15 protein-coding genes are annotated in these 15,198 nt (G+C 63.5%); 5 read left to right on the top strand and 10 right to left on the bottom strand.

What is annotated here, in order from left to right; translation table 11 throughout:
• Positions 1–34: 34 nt before the first annotated feature.
• Positions 35–580, bottom strand: coding sequence for a cytochrome b (locus HBN98_RS14470; RefSeq protein WP_064586955.1), 546 nt, complete (start codon positions 578–580; stop codon positions 35–37).
• Positions 577–1,671, bottom strand: a complete 1,095-nt coding sequence (locus tag HBN98_RS14465; RefSeq protein WP_083366338.1) for a catalase family peroxidase — start codon at positions 1,669–1,671, stop codon at positions 577–579. The genes HBN98_RS14470 and HBN98_RS14465 overlap by 4 nt, the downstream gene beginning before the upstream one ends.
• 157 nt (positions 1,672–1,828) lie before the next feature.
• On the opposite strand from HBN98_RS14465, the gene HBN98_RS14460 reads away from it, so the two are divergent.
• Positions 1,829–2,335, top strand: a complete 507-nt coding sequence (locus tag HBN98_RS14460; protein ID WP_083366339.1) for a sigma-70 family RNA polymerase sigma factor — start codon at positions 1,829–1,831, stop codon at positions 2,333–2,335.
• Positions 2,332–3,087: an anti-sigma factor family protein gene (locus tag HBN98_RS14455; protein WP_083366340.1), complete on the top strand. Its 756-nt coding sequence runs from the start codon at positions 2,332–2,334 to the stop codon at positions 3,085–3,087. The genes HBN98_RS14460 and HBN98_RS14455 overlap by 4 nt, the downstream gene beginning before the upstream one ends.
• A gap of 119 nt (positions 3,088–3,206) precedes the next feature.
• Here HBN98_RS14455 and HBN98_RS14450 read toward each other — a convergent pair whose 3' ends face one another.
• The 7 genes from HBN98_RS14450 to HBN98_RS14420 form a co-directional block, all read right to left on the bottom strand.
• Complete coding sequence (locus HBN98_RS14450) at positions 3,207–4,178, bottom strand: Csu type fimbrial protein (protein WP_083366341.1); 972 nt, start codon at positions 4,176–4,178, stop codon at positions 3,207–3,209.
• Positions 4,175–6,532, bottom strand: coding sequence for a fimbria/pilus outer membrane usher protein (locus HBN98_RS14445; RefSeq protein ID WP_083366342.1), 2,358 nt, complete (start codon positions 6,530–6,532; stop codon positions 4,175–4,177). Before HBN98_RS14445 ends, HBN98_RS14450 begins: the two co-directional genes overlap by 4 nt.
• A 245-nt stretch (positions 6,533–6,777) precedes the next feature.
• Positions 6,778–7,566 carry a fimbrial biogenesis chaperone gene (locus tag HBN98_RS14440; RefSeq protein WP_083366343.1) on the bottom strand — a complete coding sequence of 263 codons (789 nt, stop codon included), beginning with the start codon at positions 7,564–7,566 and terminating at the stop codon, positions 6,778–6,780.
• Between the two features lie 34 nt (positions 7,567–7,600).
• Positions 7,601–8,101, bottom strand: a complete 501-nt coding sequence (locus tag HBN98_RS14435; protein WP_083366344.1) for a Csu type fimbrial protein — start codon at positions 8,099–8,101, stop codon at positions 7,601–7,603.
• Positions 8,102–8,105: 4 nt separating this feature from the next.
• On the bottom strand, positions 8,106–8,642 hold the full coding sequence (locus HBN98_RS14430) for a Csu type fimbrial protein (protein WP_027614606.1): 537 nt from the start codon (positions 8,640–8,642) through the stop codon (positions 8,106–8,108).
• 20 nt (positions 8,643–8,662) lie between these two features.
• Positions 8,663–9,196 carry a Csu type fimbrial protein gene (locus tag HBN98_RS14425; RefSeq protein ID WP_064586947.1) on the bottom strand — a complete coding sequence of 178 codons (534 nt, stop codon included), beginning with the start codon at positions 9,194–9,196 and terminating at the stop codon, positions 8,663–8,665.
• A 105-nt stretch (positions 9,197–9,301) separates the two neighbouring features.
• Positions 9,302–9,823, bottom strand: coding sequence for a Csu type fimbrial protein (locus HBN98_RS14420; RefSeq protein ID WP_083366345.1), 522 nt, complete (start codon positions 9,821–9,823; stop codon positions 9,302–9,304).
• A 286-nt stretch (positions 9,824–10,109) separates the two neighbouring features.
• On the opposite strand from HBN98_RS14420, the gene zapE reads away from it, so the two are divergent.
• Positions 10,110–11,231, top strand: coding sequence for a cell division protein ZapE (zapE, locus tag HBN98_RS14415; protein WP_083366346.1), 1,122 nt, complete (start codon positions 10,110–10,112; stop codon positions 11,229–11,231).
• A gap of 213 nt (positions 11,232–11,444) precedes the next feature.
• Positions 11,445–12,758, top strand: coding sequence for a leucine-rich repeat-containing protein kinase family protein (locus tag HBN98_RS14410; protein WP_083366347.1), 1,314 nt, complete (start codon positions 11,445–11,447; stop codon positions 12,756–12,758).
• A gap of 123 nt (positions 12,759–12,881) precedes the next feature.
• On the opposite strand, the gene HBN98_RS14405 is transcribed toward HBN98_RS14410, so the two are convergent.
• Positions 12,882–13,586, bottom strand: coding sequence for a YebC/PmpR family DNA-binding transcriptional regulator (locus HBN98_RS14405; protein WP_083366348.1), 705 nt, complete (start codon positions 13,584–13,586; stop codon positions 12,882–12,884).
• 221 nt (positions 13,587–13,807) lie between these two features.
• Between HBN98_RS14405 and HBN98_RS14400 the strand changes: the two genes are divergently transcribed.
• Positions 13,808–15,196, top strand: coding sequence for a type VI secretion system Vgr family protein (locus tag HBN98_RS14400; RefSeq protein WP_064586942.1), 1,389 nt, complete (start codon positions 13,808–13,810; stop codon positions 15,194–15,196).
• Positions 15,197–15,198: the final 2 nt, after the last annotated feature.

Below are 15,198 nucleotides of genomic sequence, written 5' to 3'. Positions count from 1 at the left end.
AGTGGCGCATCCAGCGATGCGCCACCCAGGCAGGCTAGCCGCGATCCCGACCGCGCAGCATGCTGTCGAGCACCTCATCGCGACGTACCCAACCGTGGAACAACGCCGCCGCGAGGTGCAACAGCACCGTCAGGAACAACAGATACGCCAGATAACCATGCGCCTTGCGCAGCACGGCAAACAGCTGCGCATCGGCCGGCAAAATCGACGGTAATTGCAACGTAGTGCTGAGCATCACCGGCTCGCCCGACGCACTGATCATCGCCCAACCGAGCAGCGGCAGTACCAGCATCAAGGCGTACAACAACACATGCGACGCCTTGGCTGCCATCACCTGCCAGCCCGGCAGATCGGCTGGCAGCGGCGGCTGTCGGGTAGAAAACCGCACCAACAGGCGCACCACCACCAGCAACAGAATCGCGATACCCAGCGGTTTGTGCAGATGAATCAGCCATTCATGCCGTTGCGAAACCGAAGTGACCATGCCGGCGCCAATGAACAACATGGCGATGATCATCAGTGCCATCAGCCAGTGCAGCAGCCGCGCCAACAGCGCGAAATGAGTCGGTTGCGTGCTCATGGGCGAGCCTCCTGTCGGGCGGCGGGCAATTGGCTGACTTCACTGGTGCGCCGCAGGTAGGAATCGGCGTAACCGGCAGAACGTGCGGCGAGCAATGGATCGTCGGAGCCTTCGATGCCGGCGGGCAGCACCAGCGGATCGTAATTGATGTCACGGCATTCGCCGCTGAGCTGCGGCTGAGTCTTCTCCAGCACCAGCGTGCCTGCATTGATCACCTTGCGCCCCTCGGGCCAGCTTTTGCTGGCGTCGTTCACCGGATCGCCGGGATTGGCCAGGGTGATGTTCAATTGCCAGCGCAATGGGCCTTGGGCCAGCCGCTGCACCAGGTCCTTCTCCAGAAAATCCGCGCCCTCCGGCGCCGTGGCACCGGCGGCATCGCGCGCCAGTGGCGTCACACTCCAGCGCACTGCCTGCTTCTGGCCACTGGCGTTGACCAGATAGAACGCATTCACGCTGTTGTAGGTTTCGGTGGCGTAGCTGGCCGACGGTTTGGCGGTCTTCACCCAGGTCAGGAACGGCACGGCTTCCGGGTGCGCGGCGAAGAACGCCGGGACTTTCGAAGGGTCCGGTTTGCCCGTGGCCGGGTCCGGCGACTGCGCCTGCTGCAATTGGTAGAACGCCTCCGGGGTGCCGACCGGGAACACCGGCATGCTGTTCATCCCGGTGCGCCATTGCTGACCGTTGGCCTGAGTGAACCGCAGCGCCAGACTGCGGATCGGCACGCTGCTGTCCGGCGCGTAGGGGTTGCCGGCCGGCAATGCGAAACGCCCGATCACCGGGGTCTGCGCCTCGTTGAACACCTGCGCGGAAGAAAACGCCCGCGCCTCGCCGCTGCTCTCGAAATGCCCGATCACGCACACGCCCTTGGCGTGATTGCGACGAAACCCGGGGTGCACGCCGTTGTTTTTCTCCAGCACATCGACCAGCGCCTTGGGCGTCAGACGTTGTGGGTCAAGATTACCGTGCACGTAGGCAAACGCCCCGGCCACTGCGCCAACTACCACGGCAATGGCCGTCAGGCGCAGCACTGTGCTCGCGGCGCTCAAGGGCGGACGCGGCGGCCTGCCCGGCGGTGAAGTGCGATCAACCATGAAAAACTCCAGGGCCATCGGCCACAAGTAGGAAGAATCAGCAAGACGCACCCCAACAGGATTTATTCCATGACCCGGTATTTATTTTTCCGAACGTGGAATAACCTCGAACGGCAGACGTCTCCCTAGTCCACAGCGTAGTGACTAGCAGAAATTCATGAGCGAATTCGACGAACAGTTGAAAGAAATCATTCCCAGATTGCGCCGCTTTGCCCTGTCGCTGACCCGCAACAGCAGCAGCGCCGACGATCTGGTGCAGGCCAGCCTCGAGCGGGCTCTGTCCGCCTGGGGCAGTAAACGCGCCGAGGGCGACGTGCGCGCGTGGCTGTTTTCGATTCTCTATCGGCAGTTTCTCGACGCCCATCGGCGCTCCCGGCGGTATGCGCGAATGCTCGAATTCTTCACCGGTCGCGATGACGCCGAGCCGTCGACCGAGCGCACGGTGATCGCCCAATCGACCCTGCAAGCCTTCGATCGTCTGCCCACCGAGCAGCGCGCTCTGTTGCTGATGGTCTCGGTGGAAGGCCTGAGCTATCAGGAAGTCGCCGACATCCTCAACGTGCCCACCGGCACCGTGATGTCACGTCTGTCCCGCGCGCGCCAGGCGTTGCGCCAACTGAGTGACGGCGAAATCAGCAGCCCTTCTTTGCGGATACTCAAATGATCAGCATGCCCCCCAGCGAGCGCGACCTGCACGCGTACGTCGATCACCAACTCAGCGCGGCCGACCGGCGCGTCCTCGACGCCTGGCTGGCCAACCACCCGGAAGCCGCCGCGCAGGTGCGCGCCTGGCAACAGGGCGCCCAGCAATTGCGGGCGGCGCTGGGCGGTGCCTTGCAGCAACCGGCCAATCCGGCGCTCGATCCGGCACTGATTCGCCAGCGCCTCAAGCGTCAGTCGCGGCGGCACCTGGCCAGCGCGGCGGTGTTGCTGATCGCCGTCGGCATCGGCGGATTCAGTGGCTGGCAGGCACGAGAAATGACGCTGGCGCGTGCCTCCGTGCTACCGATGACCGATGCCTTGCAGGCCTATCGGCTGATTGCCCAGCAAGGGATTTTGCCGGCGGACTACAAGGTCGACACTGACGGAGACATGCAGCGCTGGCTCGACCGTTACTTCACTCAGGCCAGTCGTTTACCGGACCTGAGGTCCGCCGGGTTCGAACCGGTCAGCGGTCGCCTGCTGAGCACCGACGAAGGCCCGGCAGCGATGGTGATGTACGAGGATCGCAGCGGCCACAAGGTCAGTTTCTACGTGCGCCCACCGGGGCCGAAGAACACCTTCCTGCCACGGGGCAGTCGCAGCGATGGTGATTTGCAGGCCGATTACTGGTCCGGTGGCGGGTACAACTATGCGATGGTCAGCCCGACTGACTCGCCGGCGGCGCAGCAACTGAAGCAATCAATGCCATTCTGAAACCCCACCATTCCCCTGCAGAAGTGAGCCTGCTCGCGATAGCTTTCGGTCAGTTACATCAGATCGGACTGATACACCGCTATCGCGAGCAGGCTCACTCCTACAAGGCCCGTGTAAATTCAGAACCCCACGTCGAGCACCACATTATCCAGATACGTCCCCGCCGGCGGCGTGGTCTGGTCGGTGTAGATCTTCGCGTTGTAATTGAAGATCTGGCTCCCGGTGCCCAGCCCATTCCCCGGATTGACCTCGGCATCCGTGCTGGACCGGCGCGCACTGCCCACGCTGCCCCACCGGGTGGTGCCGGCGCTTTTGAAAATGTCGTAGGCCAGGTAATTGCTCCCGGAAATCATCCGCCGCCGGCCGCCGACACTCACCGGGTTCTGTCCGTCGCTCAGGCCAACGGTGTAGGCGCTGCCCTTGGTGCAGGCCAGATTGATCGTCTGCCCGGTCACCGGGGTAAACGCGCTGATCACCGGCGCGCTGCCGAAGGCGATGTTCGGCGCAGTAATCGTGCAATCGTTGGACACGGTCAGGTTCACCGTCAGCGTCGCGGTACCGCTGTTGATATCGCGCCCCAGGCAGATGCTGCCGACACCGAGCCCGGAGCAGTAATTCCAGTTCCAGAAAATACTCAGGGTTTCCGTATAGACCCCGGCGGCGACGTTACTGCCAATGGTCGTGCCCAAGTACAGCGGCACGGTTTTCGGCGTGGTGCCGTTGAGCAATCCCAAGGCGTCGATGATGCCGTTGCGGGCGAAGTCGAAGGCGGTACCACGGGTGACCGGGTAGCTGGTGCTGTTATTGGCGTAGATCGTGTAGCCGATGACGTCGCCGGTCGGTCCGAGCAGCCCGCTCTGCGTCGAGGAGATGGTGGCGTAGAAGTGATCGTTGCTGGTCAGCAGGGACAATAGCGAGCCGGTGCAGCTCAACCCGGCATTCAGCGTGGAACTGGGCTGGGTCGTGGTGCGCACGGCAATCGAACTGAGCGAGCCGAACGCCGCCGGCGTGGTGCTGACCACCGAGCACAAGGCCTGCGCCGCCGCCGGCAACAGCAACGCCAGGCACAGGCAGATCCGGGCCGCGATCACTGACACACCAACGGGCCGATCAACGGCACCTGGCTTTGCTGCATATCTACACTGAACTGCGCCTTGCAGGTCTTGCCGTCTGCCAGAGACACCTCTAACGAATTCTGCGCCTGCAGGTTTTCCAGATAGACCAGGCCATCCCAACCGACCACCGTGCGCGCGCCACTCTGCTCGTGCAGCACACCGGCGCCCAGCGGCAACTCACGCTGTTGTGCGTCCACCAGCACAATGCTCGCGGCGATCACCCGGGTCAGGGGAAACTCCAACAAATAACCACTGCCCCGGCGCACGGCAATGCGCTGCTCGACGTTGGGGCTGCGCACGTTGGCCGGCAGATTCAACGGATCGATTTCGTATTTGCCGCGATAGTAAGCGCTGCTCCACGGCACCAGCAGGTGGCCGTTCTTGTCGGTCTGACCCACCTGCTGGTTTTCGTAGCGCACCGGAATGTCGGCGAACCCATCGGTGCTGACCACCACAAACGCATCGTCGATACGGTTGGCGGCGAACACCTGGCGATCCATCCACACCAGCGAGCCACTGGCATCGGCCCAGCGCGTTTCGGCGTCGGACGTGCCGTAGACCCCGGCCTGCAATTGCACCGATTGCAGGCGCCAGGTCACGTCGGCCTGACGATAGTCAGGACCATCCCCCTTGGCGTAACCCAGATTGAAACCGACGCCGCCCTCGGTCGGCACCGAGCGGCTGTAATTGACCCGCTGCTGACTCTGCCCGCTCTTGCTGCGTTCACTGCTGAGCGCCAGGCTGCCGCGCAGATCGAACGGGATCACCAGTTGCGCCTGCACCGCCCAGTTGCTGTCGCCGATCTCGCGGTTGGCCGACAGATAAAAACTGCTGTTGCGCCACAGCGGTTTGCTCCAGCTCAGGTTGAGCAGCCGCGTGCGCGAATCGTCGGCGGCGCGCACGTCGAAATAGCCGACACCGAGGCTGCCCCAGCGGTCGAGGTTGACGCTCAGGGTCGCCTGCTCGCTGCGGCGGCTGAGGCTGACGTAGGGGGTGTCGACCACGCTCAGGTCGGCGTACTGGTCGCGGCGTTGCAGGCGTTGATAGGAAAAGCTGTAGCGCTGACTGCTGTACTGATAACCGAGGCTCAACTGGTCGCCACCGTCACCCTCGAAGCGGCTCTGACTGATGGCGCTGTTGAGCACGCCGAAGTTGCCCAGGCGCAGGTTGCCGCCAATCCCGCCGAGGGTCAGCGAGTCCGCCGCTTCGGCGTGGCTTTCCAGGGTGAAGCTGTCACTGACGCCGTAACGCAGGCTGCCGGAGGTGACCCCGGTGCCGTAGCTGAAATCCTTCAAACCGTAATCGCGGCGCAACGTACCGGCCGCCACGGAAAAATCGCTCAGGCCTTTTTGCAGCAGACTGCTGGTGACATAGAACGGCACCGTGGTCGACACCTGCCGCCCCAGCGCATCGGTGGTCACCACCACTGCCTCCCCTGCCCCGTTGATGAACGGAATGTTGGTCAAGGTGTATGGCCCCGGTTGCAGGTCGGCGCTGCTGGACTTGTAGCCGTTGATGAACAGATCCACCGACGATGGCACTGCCGCTTCACCGGCAAATTGCGGCAACGGATAGGTCACCAGGTCCGGGCGCACGGCGAAATCCCGCGAGAGCTGCACGCCGCCCAGACGCACCGAGTTGCTCCAGGGCAACGCGCCGCTGATCACGTCGCCACCCTCATAGGTGAGCATGCGTTCGTCGTCGGAGTAACGCCAGGTGGTGTCGTAACGCAGGTAGCCGTTGTCGAGCGTACTGAGCGAATCGCCTGACAGGGTGCGCCGGTACTGCCCGGTGTTGGACAGCGTGCCCCAGCTGTCGAACAGCCGCACTTCGTTCCAGGCCGCCAGATAAGTGCCGGCGTCGTCGGTGTCGTTGAGGTACAGGTCGTAGTTGAACAGTGCGCCAAAACTGCTCAGCGCCGGGGTGCGCGGATAGTTCTCGCGGTTGCCGATGAACTGGTCCGGCAGCCACTGCGGCGGCACCTCCAGCAGCAGGCGCTGGCCGACGCTGTCGTACTCGCTGTGCAGCCCCGGCAGGCCGTCGAGGTCGACTTCCGCACCGGTACTGCCCGGCAGCGTCATCCCGGTTTCAGTCAAGACGCTGGCCGGCAGGAACAGATGCCCGTCGCGCTGCTGCACCGCCACCACCCGCCCGGTGTTCATCTGATTGACCACCAGTTCCAGAAACAACTGTGCATCACTCACAGCCTCCATGCCGCTGGGCGGCGGCGGCAGTTCTCCGGCCCCGGATGGTTGCACGAACATCAGGCACCACGCGCCGGTCATGAGCCACAACGGACGCTGAATACGACGAGCCCATCCTGGGCTCATACACGCTTTACGTCCGTCAATGGACCTGATCCTCCTGATGCCACTCTTGCCTGAGCCAGTTATCTTTCTCTGGTTTATTGACGACACGATGCAATCATTGTGGCGAGGGCGCTTGCTCCCGCTCGGCGGTGCAACCGTCGTTAGAACTGTTTATGCGGACTGCCTGACAGGGCTTGGGGCTGCTTCGCACCCCAGCGGGAGCAAGCTCCCTCGCCACAGTCCTCCACTCAACACAGGGTCTTGGTTCACCGTACCGGCGCAATACTCTGCACCTGCGCCCCGCCATTGACCCGCACCTGCAGCGCCGACTCGCTCGCCAAAGGTCCCGGTGCCGGCCAGCGCATCACCGCGCCCGGCAGCACGTAACCCAGCAGGCCCTCGGCCAGTGGTTTGCTCTGCCCGCCCTGTTTGATCATCACGTCAGTCAGCCGCGCATGCACCGCGCCCTGGTTGCGCACTTCGACATACGGCCGACCGTCCACCGCCACCGTGCGCCAGCTCAATTGCGGCACACCGATACCTTTGGGATCACGCGCACGCGAGCTGTCTTCCTTGCTCCACAGCCCCGCGCCGTAGGCAAACAGCGGCACCGAATAACGCATCTGGAAGCGAATCGCTGCGGCGGTTTTGCCGCCCTCGGCAGCCGGCGGCTGGGCGGCAGGGATTTCGTCGATGATGATCCGGTAAGCCAGTTCCTGCCCCGGCGGCACATCCTTGGTTCGGGTCAGGCGCACCAGTTGCTTCTGACCCGGCTCGATCTTCGCCACCGGCGGGCTGCCGATCACGTCGCGCTGGTTTTGGTATTGCTCTGCAAAGCCGCTCTGGCTCCAGCCGAACACCCGGATCTGCAGATTGGCGGTTTCCGTGCCGCGATTTTCCAGCCACAACGCACTGGCTTGTTGATCGGCCTCCAGCACCGGATCGATCGGCCAGATCAGCACCGAACTGGCGGCCTGCGCAGGGCCGGCCCCGAGCATGACCAGTGCCAGCATTGCGTACTGCAACCACGAATGCCGTGACGTAACTGCCCCCATGAACCTGCTCCTTGTCGGCCATTCAAACGTCGCCTTACCACGACAGCTGCACCTGCAACACGTCGCTGTACGTCCCCCCAGGCTGATTGCCCGGCAATTGCACCCGGCCGTAAATCGGCAGGCTGATGTTGTTCGCATCGCTATAGGCCACCGCCACGCTCTGGCCGATGCCCAGGCTCTGGCTGTAAGCCGCATCGCGGAACAGCGCATAAGCCACACGCGCGCTGCCGCTGTTGATCTGCATATGGCGGCCGCTGCTGTTGTACTGGCCGCCATCGACCGTCATGTTCAGTGCCACCCCCGGTGTGCATTGCAACTGCACACCGCCGGTCAACGCCACTTGCACCGTGCCGGTGGCCAGCGCCGAACTGGAACCGAAATTCAGCCCGCCGTAATTCGACACTCCGCCCACCACCAGGCACCCCGGGGTGATGGTGGCGCTGACCTGAAAGCTCTGGCTGGCCGCCGCCCCCAGCGGCAGCGGCACACTGCCCGCACAGAGCAGGAGCAGCGCGGCGCAGCCTTGGCGGCGCATGGCATCAGAACGTCAGTTCGACAGCGACGGTGTCGGTGTACGTCCCCGCCGGCAGCCCGGCCTTGCCCACAGCCTGACCGTAGATGTTCACCGTCTGCGCCACGCCGGTGCTGGTCGCCAGGTTGATCGTGCCGTCAATCGGCAGCAGCTGCGAATGGCCGGCATCGGTGTAGAAATCGTACGGCACGTAGTTGGCGACACCGTCGTACAACGCGCGCGCGCCGCCTGGCGATTGCCCGTCGTGGGCACCCGCGCGCACCTTGACCACCGGTGTCGTACCGCTGGAGCAGAGAATCGACAGCGCCCCGCCACCGCCGCCCAGCACCTGGCCGCTGGCGGTGGTAAACAGGCTGTTGGCGGTGCCGAAGTTCAGCGCACCGAAGTTCAGCCCGGTGGAACCGCCGGCGCCGTTGACCTGACAGCTGCTGATCAGGGTCAGGCTGGCGGTGATCTGGCCGGTGACAGTGGTGGCGGCGTGGGCACTGGAAACCAGCGTCAGGCCGAGCAACGACAAACCTATCCTTGATGCAAACTTGCGCATGGTGTCCGTCCTCTACGGGGTTACCAGTCGAGCGTCACCGTCAGCGTGTCGGTATAGACACCTGCCGGTACCGCGCGGGTATTCGCCACCACCGAGCCAAATACCGGAATGGGTATCTGCGCACCGCTGGTGACAGCGAAATTGTGTTGTTGGCCGATGCTGTAGCGCTGGCTCCCGGAGGCATCCAGGAACAGCTGATAAGGCAGGGTCTGGCGCCCGTTGCTCAGGCGGCGGGTGGTGCCGTCACCGTGGGTGCCACCGTCAATGGTGACGGTAAACCCGGTGACCGAAGGATTGCAGGCGACATTCAGTTTGCCGCTGCTGTCGCCGTCGAGTGCGGCCTTGATCGGCGCGTTCCAGGTCGGCCCCTGCTGACCGAAATCGAGCGTACCCAGGTTGCTCACCGGGATCGCTGGGGTGGCACTGTTGGTGACTTCGCAGCCGGCCATCAGGATCAGCCGCGCCTGTATCTGCCCACTGACCACCGCCCGTGCGTCGTCAGCGAGCAACAGCAGCGTACCTGTGGCGATGACCATCCAGTGCTTGCCTGTCATTGCGCCCGTCCCTACTCCTTCAGGATGCCTGCGAACCTTGCGTTCATCATTGAACGCCCCTTCCCTGCGCAACCCGCCTCCAGCGGATTGCCTGAAACTCTGCACTCACCAGGTCACGGTGACCTTCAGCAGATCCGAATACCGACTGACCTGCGGCACCTGCGCCAGACGCTCGATCCGCGCGTACAGCGGCAGTTCCACGGTGCCGGTGTCCGGCACCCGGCCACTGACCGGCACGTCCACTACCAATGGCACCCGCCGCGCCGCATCCTGATACAGGCGATACGGAATCGGTTTACTGCCAGCCGCTCCCGCCAGGTAGCGAACCTCACCGACGCCACCGTGCAGGCCGCCGTCGACACGCAATTGATACGGCGTGTCGGGGTTGCATTCCAGGCGCGGCAAGCGTTGATTGGTCAACGCCGCGCCCAGTGGCCCGGCCGGATCGTCGAGACGCGCGGTGCTGCCGAAATCCAGCACGCCCAGTTGTTCGATGCCGGCCTCACGCTGCTGGCCGACCAGTTGGCAACCGCGCTGCACGTCAACGCGGACTTCAACCTGAAGATCCGCCGCGAACACCGCGCTGGCCAGTAACCCGAGCAGGCACACCACCACACGTGCAATCACTGGCCCATTCCTTGTGAGCGAACACTTGGATGACGTTATTGTGTTTCAGGTTAGCAACGGTCGACGAATCTGCCAGTCGATTGGATCCATTGAATTGCCGGGATATGTTTCGAAAGATTGGCAACAAAGCGAAAGACATCGCTGAAAATAACTGGACGGCCCGCACGGTTTTGTTCCGTGATCGCCCACTGTCGACGAGCCGCGATGGCAGGTTGCCGCGACCTCTGGTTACACTACGGCGCCGCGCTCCCGGGCGCCGGTTTGATGAATACGGAGTGACTGCACAGTGCCCTCTCGAGCGCCCAAACGATCGCCACTGACCCTGCGCTGGTCGGCGTTGCGCCGCTGGTTCGCCAAGGGCCGGCCAGCCAATGCCGGGCATGACGCCAATGCCCAGTCGATTCGCGATTACTTCCGGCACAAGGCCCTGGGTCAGGGGTACACCCTCAGCCACAGCCAACAGCGGGTCATCGACTGCATGGCGCAGCAGGCCAGCCTGTTGTTCGGCGCCAACCCGCAAACACCGCCGAGCCTGTACTTGCATGGCGCGGTCGGACGCGGCAAGAGCTGGTTGCTGGACGGTTTTTTCCAGGCGCTGCCGACCGCGCAAAAACAGCGCGTGCATTTCCATGAATTCTTTGCCCGGCTGCATCAGGGCATGTTCAACCATCGTCAACACGACGACGCCCTCGCCGTGACCCTCGACGAGCTGTTGGACGATTGCCGGGTCCTGTGTTTCGACGAGTTTCATGTGCATGACATCGGCGATGCGATGCTCATCACCCGCCTGTTCAAGGCCTTGTTCCAGCGCGGCATCCTGCTGCTGGTGACCTCCAATTATCCGCCGGAAGGCCTGCTGCCCAATCCGCTCTATCACGCCCGTTTCAAGCCGGTGATCGACCTGATCAATGCGCGGATGCAAGTGATGGAAGTCGGCGGCCCGCACGATTACCGCAGTCACCCGAGCAACCACGCGCATCAGCTGTTCACCCAGGGCCACTATGTCTGGCCGGCCACACCGACTCAGCGCCAGAGCCTGAACCTGCCACCCGAGGGGGTGCCCGCCATAGCCTTGCCCGTGGGCAGCCGACACGTCCAGGCGCGCCTGTGTGAGGGGCGTCGGGTCGCTTTCACGTTCAACGATGTGTGTGAGCAACCGACAGCGGTGATGGATTATCTGGAGCTGTGCCGGCGCTTCGACCAGTGGATCATCGACGATCTGCCGGAACTGGACGAGTGTTCGATGGCCGCGCAACAACGCTTCATCAACCTGATCGACGTGCTCTACGACCAGGACAAACACCTGACCCTGCTCAGCCGCTTGCCGCTGCGCGAGGCCCTCGGCGGCAACGCCATCGACCTGGCCCGCACCCGCAGCCGTTTGGGACAATTGCAGGAAGTGCACTGACCTGCACAGATCCTTTGTGGGAGCGAGCCTGCTCGCGAAAGCGTCCTGTCAGCGAGTATTTCCTCAACTGACACTCCGCCTCGCGAGCAGACTCGCTCCCACCGGGATCAGGGCGTTCTTCAGGTTCAGGTCAGGCCAAACCCCGGCTTTGCCGTTATCATGTCGCCCATTCCGAGCGCCTGGCGCTTCTCTTCCTGGACAGTGACCCACTCCATGCACACCCTTGCTCAATTGCGCGCCGGCGAGTTGTCGGGCATTACCCGACTTGACCTGTCTTGCGGCCTGACCGAGTTCCCCCGGGAAATTTTCGAGCTGGCCGATACGCTGGAGGTGCTCAACCTCAGCGGCAACGCCTTGAGCAGCCTGCCGGACGATCTGCATCGGCTGACCAAAATGCGCATTCTGTTCTGCTCGGACAACCGCTTCACCGAGGTGCCGGCGTGCGTCGGTCAATGCGCGGCGCTGACCATGATCGGTTTCAAGGCCAACCGCATCAGCAACGTGCCGGGCGCTGCACTGCCGCCGTTGTTGCGCTGGTTGATCCTGACCGACAACTGCCTCGAAAGCCTGCCGAACGAACTGGGCAAGCGCCCGTACCTGCAAAAACTGCTGTTGGCCGGCAATCGCCTGCAAGCGCTGCCGGCGTCGATGAGCCAGTGTCACCGCCTGGAACTGATCCGCATCGCCGCCAACCGCCTGCGCGAACTGCCGCAGTGGCTGCTGACCCTGCCGAGCCTGACCTGGCTGGCGTATGCCGGCAACCCGCTGGAAACCGAAGCCGACGCCGCCGCGCTGGAGGCCACGCCGTTGATCGACTGGTCGGCGCTGCGTCTGCAAGAGCGCCTGGGCGAAGGCGCTTCCGGGGTGATATCCCGGGCGCTGTGGCAACGCGCCGACCACTCGCCCACGCCGGTCGCGGTAAAACTGTACAAAGGCGAGATGACCAGCGACGGTTCGCCGCTGCACGAGATGAACGCCTGCATCACTGCCGGCCTGCACCCCAACCTGATTCGCGTAGAAGGCCGCATTCACGGTCATCCTGACGGGCAACAGGGCCTGGTGATGCAACTGATCGACCCGAGCTTCCGCAACCTCGCGGCATTGCCGAGCCTGGCCAGTTGCTCGCGGGATGTTTACAGCGAGGATTGCCGGTTCAGTGCCGAGGTGGCGTTGAACATTGCCCGAGGCATCGCTTCAGCGGCCGAACACCTGCATCAACAGGGCATCACCCACGGTGACCTCTATGGCCACAACATTTTGTTGAACGATCAGGGCGATTGCCTGCTGGGGGATTTCGGCGCGGCGTCGTTCCATGCCACCACCGACAACCCGGAAACACGGGCGCTGCAACGCATCGAAGTGCGGGCGTTCGGGATTCTGCTTGGGGAATTGCTGGCGCGCATCGACTCGGGGTTGAGCGATGAGCGGCGCGAGCGTCTGCAAGCGCTGGAACAGCGTTGCTGTCAGCCGGATTTGCTGGCGCGACCGGGGTTTGGCGAAGTGATCGAGGTGCTGGAAAAGCTGTAACTGACGCAAATGCTGTGGCGAGGGAGCTTGCTCCCGCTGGACGGCAAAGCCGTCCCAAAAACAACGACTGCTGCGCAGCCGAGCGGGAGCAAGCTCCCTCGCCACAGTTATCTTTGCAACAGATCAGCCCGCCAGACCGACAAACATGTCCTGCACGTCATCGTGGTTGTCGAGGCCTTCGAGGAAGGCTTCGACTTCAGCCATCTGCTCGGCACTCAAACCGCTGACCGGGTTTTTCGGCTGGTAGCCGAGTTTGGCCGACAGCACGGTGAAGCCTTGCTCAGGCAGGGCTTTCTGCACCGCGTCGAGGTCGGTCGGATCGGTCAGGAACAGGGTCGCGCCCTCTTCACCCGGCTCGAAGTCCTGGGCACCGGCCTCGATCGCGGCCATTTCCGGATCGGCGTCCGGGCTGTCCGGCGACGCTTCGATCATGCCGACATGGTTGAAGTCCCAGGCCACCGAACCGGAAGCGCCGAGTTGCCCCTTGCGGAAAGCCACGCGGATTTCTGCAACGGTGCGGTTGATGTTGTCGGTAACGCACTCGACGATCAACGGAACCTGATGCGGCGCAAAACCTTCGTACGTCACACGGTGGTACTGCACGGTTTCGCCCAGCAGGCCGGCGCCTTTCTTGATGGCGCGGTCCAGGGTTTCCTTGGGCATCGAGGCTTTCTTGGCCTGCTCGACCACCAGACGCAGGTGTGCGTTGGTGGCGGTATCGGCACCGTTGCGGGCAGCGATGGTGATTTCTTTCACCAGTTTGCCGAAGATCTTGCCCTTGGCGTTGGCTGCCGCTTCTTTGTGTTTAACCTTCCACTGTGCGCCCATTACTCACTCTCTTGATCTGTGGCGCCGAGACATCTATTGGCCGACGCGTGGCGCCAAGTTTATACGGCCTAAAGTCGGCAATCGACCAAAAAAATGCATTGTTGAATCGACATCTTCACCAGACCTTGTAGGGCGATTCTGAAAATCCCACTGGCCATGACCATTCGTGCTCGCGTTTTCGTACCCTCTGCCGCCCGTATTGCCCCACAGAGCCCTTACGCATGCTCAACGACCAGGAAACCCCGTTCACCCTGACCCTGACCGACGGCCCACTGTGCCTGCCGGTGCTGCGTTTCAGTGGCAAGGAAGCCCTCAATCAGCCTTTTCGTTTCGAGGTTGATGTGATCGGCCTGGCCCCCGCACTCCCCCCGAGCAGCCTGCTGCGCCAACCGGCGTATTTGCGTCTGGGTGCCGATCACGGGATTCACGGGCTGATCCACAGCGTCAGTTGCGAGCACCGCGCCAGCCACCGGATCGGCTATCGGCTGAGCCTGGTCCCGCAGCTGCTGAACCTGGCGCAGGCGCCGCGGCGCCGGGTCTTCGTGCAGGCGAGCGTCCCGGCCATCCTCGCGCAATTGCTCGGCGAACACGGGTTGGCGGCAGACGCTTACCGGATCGAGATGAGCGTCGGCCACTACCCGCCGCGGCCGTTTTGCATCCAGTACGAGGAAAGCGACCTGGACGTGCTGCAACGCCTGTGCGAGGAAGAAGGCATCCACTATCACTTCGAACACCGGCCGCACGGGCATGTCGTGGTGTTTGCCGATGACAACCTGAGCCTGCCGCAGGAACCGCTGCCGGTGCCCTTCGCCGTAGCGGACGACAGCCCTTCACCGCGCCTCAGCAGCCTGTTTCAGCGGCATGACGCGACACCGCTGGTGACCGCGCCAGGCATTCGCAATCGCGGCCAGCAGGTCATCGCCGATGACGCGGCCAATCACCCCCTGCCCACGCTCAATCCCTTGCAGCTGTCGGGCGAGCAGCGCCACGCCGAACAACGCAGCCGGCGCCATTTGCAGCGCCAGCGCTGCCAGTCGCGCTCGATCCACGGACGCAGCGATTGCAGCGCACTGCGCAGCGGACAGCTGCTACAGATCAGCGGGCACCCGATCAATGCGTTCAACGAACAATGGCTGATCACCGAGCTGCAGCATCAAGGCCAGCACCCGTCGATCCTCGATCCGGCGAGCGATGTGCATCGCTATCGCAATGACTTCAGCGCCCTGCCCTGGTCCACCGAGTTTCGCCCGCCCCTGGTGCAACCACGTCCGAACATCGCGGGCTATCATCTGGCGCGGGTGCTGGGCGCGCCCGGTCAGCCGGCGCAACTGGATGAACGGGGGCGCATCGCGGTCAGCCTGTGGCCGGCGCCGGACGTGGAGGCGGTTTGCCTGTGGCTACCGATTGCACTGACCGGCGCCAGTGGCCGCCTCGCCGCCCATGAACTGCCCCGCGCCGGCAGTGAGGTATGGGTGAGTTTTCTCGACAGTGATCCGGATCGACCGATCCTGTGCCTCACCAACTCGCGCCCTCCCGCGCCGAGTGAACCGGCGCCGACGAGCGACAGCAGCCTGCTGCTCGACTGGCTGCTCAACAGCGCCGATCCGTAGCG

Origin of the sequence: Pseudomonas koreensis (assembly GCF_012986595.1) — a bacterium.
GTDB classification, from domain to species: Bacteria; Pseudomonadota; Gammaproteobacteria; order Pseudomonadales; family Pseudomonadaceae; genus Aquipseudomonas; species Aquipseudomonas koreensis.
Note: the sequence above shows the minus strand (reverse complement) of the source record. Positions and strands in the feature narration are given on the sequence as shown.

Bases quoted from the DNA above. Each gene is read 5' to 3' on its own strand.
- HBN98_RS14435 (WP_083366344.1), bottom strand. From the start codon at position 8,101: ATGCGCCGCCAAGGCTGCGCCGCGCTGCTCCTGCTCTGTGCGGGCAGT.
- HBN98_RS14410 (WP_083366347.1), top strand. From the start codon at position 11,445: ATGCACACCCTTGCTCAATTGCGCGCCGGCGAGTTGTCGGGCATTACC.
- HBN98_RS14460 (WP_083366339.1), top strand. From the start codon at position 1,829: ATGAGCGAATTCGACGAACAGTTGAAAGAAATCATTCCCAGATTGCGC.
- HBN98_RS14445 (WP_083366342.1), bottom strand. From the start codon at position 6,532: ATGAGCCCAGGATGGGCTCGTCGTATTCAGCGTCCGTTGTGGCTCATG.
- HBN98_RS14400 (WP_064586942.1), top strand. From the start codon at position 13,808: ATGCTCAACGACCAGGAAACCCCGTTCACCCTGACCCTGACCGACGGC.
- HBN98_RS14455 (WP_083366340.1), top strand. From the start codon at position 2,332: ATGATCAGCATGCCCCCCAGCGAGCGCGACCTGCACGCGTACGTCGAT.
- HBN98_RS14425 (WP_064586947.1), bottom strand. From the start codon at position 9,196: ATGACAGGCAAGCACTGGATGGTCATCGCCACAGGTACGCTGCTGTTG.
- HBN98_RS14440 (WP_083366343.1), bottom strand. From the start codon at position 7,566: ATGGGGGCAGTTACGTCACGGCATTCGTGGTTGCAGTACGCAATGCTG.
- HBN98_RS14430 (WP_027614606.1), bottom strand. From the start codon at position 8,642: ATGCGCAAGTTTGCATCAAGGATAGGTTTGTCGTTGCTCGGCCTGACG.
- HBN98_RS14470 (WP_064586955.1), bottom strand. From the start codon at position 580: ATGAGCACGCAACCGACTCATTTCGCGCTGTTGGCGCGGCTGCTGCAC.
- HBN98_RS14465 (WP_083366338.1), bottom strand. From the start codon at position 1,671: ATGGTTGATCGCACTTCACCGCCGGGCAGGCCGCCGCGTCCGCCCTTG.
- HBN98_RS14405 (WP_083366348.1), bottom strand. From the start codon at position 13,586: ATGGGCGCACAGTGGAAGGTTAAACACAAAGAAGCGGCAGCCAACGCC.